The following is a 2,123-nucleotide window of genomic DNA, read 5'->3' as shown; positions in this document are numbered from 1 at the left end:
GACCACCGAAGCCATAGCGCAGGGACAGACCCATACCGCCACCGAGGTCTTCCTTCACATTCAAATAAACTTCAGAGGTGTGAACGCCGAGACCAGAACTAGAAACGGTCGTACCAGTAGCACTTGCTTTGCCAGCCGTGATGGCGATGACGCCGAAATTGAACGTACCAGTCATGGTAACTTGTGCCATTGAGGCGCCAGAGGCGGCCAATACAGCCAAGGCAACGAGGGTTTTTTTCATGTAGAAATACTCCAAGGTTAAACGAAGGGCTCCGGTCCGATGAGGGTTCGGAACCCCGGGCCAACCTCCTATTAAGGAAGTTACCCCTATTGCACCAGACCCCAGGGCGTTTGGCAAAGCAAAGCCCCAAAAAGACTTCCCTAAACCGGGTTTACCCGACCTTTCGTTGCAGGTGTGCAACAATTTGTTTCCAACCGCCGCGCCACGACCGGGAGTAGACTCCGCAGTCCGGCTTTTCGATAGGTTTTATGGATGCCCTGCTTACTGCTCTGGACACGGCGTTGCGAACATTGTTTACAACCCACCACGCGTCCCAGCCCTGCCCGACGCTGCCAGAGCGCCAAACCGAGCTCGCCCCTGCAGAAAAGCGCTTGGCTGCCAGCCTGATGCGGGTCAACCATGTGGGCGAGGTGTGCGCGCAGGCACTGTATACCGCTCAAGCCCTCGCCACCACAAACCCCGCACTGCGCGCCCATTTCACGCGGGCGTGCATCGAAGAGACCGACCACCTGGCCTGGACCGAGCAGCGCTTGCGGGAGCTCGGTTCCCGCACATCGTTGCTTAATCCGCTTTGGTATGCCGGAGCATTTGGTCTTGGATTACTTGCGGGGCGGCTAGGCGACCCCATCAGCCTGGGTTTTGTCGTGGAAACCGAGGTGCAGGTTGGCGCCCACCTGCAAAGCCATCTGCAGCGGCTGCCCGAAGGCGACCACGCGTCGCGTGCCATCGTCGCCCAGATGCACGACGACGAACTACGCCACGCCGACGACGCCAAAAAGGCCGGTGCGGTAGACCTGCCGCCGCCAGTCAAGGAACTGATGCGTGCCACCGCCCGGGTGATGACCACCGTGGCGCATCACGTTTAGAAAGTCAAAGACTTCCTAATCCTCCTATGGGTCTTCGAGAGCATTGGGAAGTCTGACCCTCAATGCGCTGCGCTAGTGACCACAAAGGAGCACCCGCTGTGAAATTTTCCCTGGCTGTCACGGCTACCCAGTGGGGTCCCACTACGTCAGCGTCTCGCGCTCCATTGCGCGCCACGATTTTCGATCTCGTTTTACTCGTGCGAGCAGTTTGTCGATGTCATAGCCGGCCTCGGCGTTAATGCGCTGCTTTGTGTTCCAAAGTTCCGCCATGATGGCATCGGGAGCTTTTGGCACAAATGCTGGGATGTCCTGTGTAGTTTTGGCCGTTGATTTCATGACAAAACTCCTTCTAAAATTTCTTCTGGCGTAGCCAGCAAGGGTGCTTTGAACCCCCATCGTTCAATACTTTGCACTAGTCGGTACTTTGTATGTGGTCCCACCAGATGTGCGAAATTCCAGGTGGCGATGTAGTCCGCGCCAGTCAACGTGGCCTGTGCGATGTGGGACGCGTCTTCTGGTTCAGATCGGGGCACCAAGCCTTCAGCCATCAGTCGCTTGCCAAATTCTCCAACGTCGTCATGTAAAGGGAGCACCGTCAGAGCTAGAAAAACATCCAATCGGCGCTTTGCCGCAATGGCATCACCAGAAGCAATCTCAAGCCGAACGAGGTCAGATGCTTCCAGTGAAAATGACTTCGCTGACTTTTCCCACCATTTGCGTGTGCGTTCTTGCCGAAAAGCCGTCAAAGCGTTGCGACTGGTCCTCGCAGCAAGGTAGCTGATGACAGACGTTTCCACGTAGATGCGCAGCTTCATGATGTGCCTATCGTAACTGGATGCTTGGCTGACGCAAGATGTGTCATAGATTCCGATTTCTACCCGTGACACGATCGGTCTGACCAGACTGCAGCGCGAATAACATGCTCGAGCTCACTGCGGCGCATGGCGATGCTTGTCGCATGCACGGTGGGAGGCCATGCACGCAATCTACCCTAAATCTCCTGCACTTCAAAGCTG

Annotated in this window: 4 protein-coding genes; 1 reads left to right on the top strand and 3 read right to left on the bottom strand. The window is 56.3% G+C overall.

Features of this window, described 5'->3' with window-relative positions:
* On the bottom strand, positions 1-241 hold a 241-nt coding region (locus tag ACOYNV_RS27850; RefSeq protein WP_422903073.1), incomplete at its 3' end, for a porin.
* Between the two features lie 248 nt (positions 242-489).
* On the opposite strand from ACOYNV_RS27850, the gene coq7 reads away from it, so the two are divergent.
* The gene (gene coq7 / locus ACOYNV_RS27845) at positions 490-1,107 is read left to right on the top strand and encodes a 2-polyprenyl-3-methyl-6-methoxy-1,4-benzoquinone monooxygenase (RefSeq protein ID WP_422903072.1); all 618 of its coding nucleotides are present in this window, start codon (positions 490-492) and stop codon (positions 1,105-1,107) included.
* Positions 1,108-1,248: 141 nt separating this feature from the next.
* Here the strand turns inward: coq7 and ACOYNV_RS27840 are convergent, their stop codons facing one another.
* Together ACOYNV_RS27840 and ACOYNV_RS27835 are read right to left on the bottom strand one after the other, a co-directional pair.
* Positions 1,249-1,443, bottom strand: a complete 195-nt coding sequence (locus ACOYNV_RS27840) for a hypothetical protein (protein ID WP_422903071.1) — start codon at positions 1,441-1,443, stop codon at positions 1,249-1,251.
* Positions 1,440-1,922 (bottom strand): type II toxin-antitoxin system VapC family toxin, encoded by a 483-nt coding sequence (locus ACOYNV_RS27835; protein WP_422903070.1) that lies wholly within the window; start codon positions 1,920-1,922, stop codon positions 1,440-1,442. The genes ACOYNV_RS27840 and ACOYNV_RS27835 overlap by 4 nt, the downstream gene beginning before the upstream one ends.
* Between the last annotated feature and the right edge of the window lie 201 nt (positions 1,923-2,123).

Origin of the sequence: Propionivibrio sp. (assembly GCF_049316945.1) — a bacterium.
Lineage (GTDB): Bacteria > Pseudomonadota > Gammaproteobacteria > Burkholderiales > Rhodocyclaceae > Propionivibrio.
The sequence above is the reverse complement of the archived record's forward strand: the minus strand, read 5'-3'. Positions and strand labels throughout refer to the sequence as shown.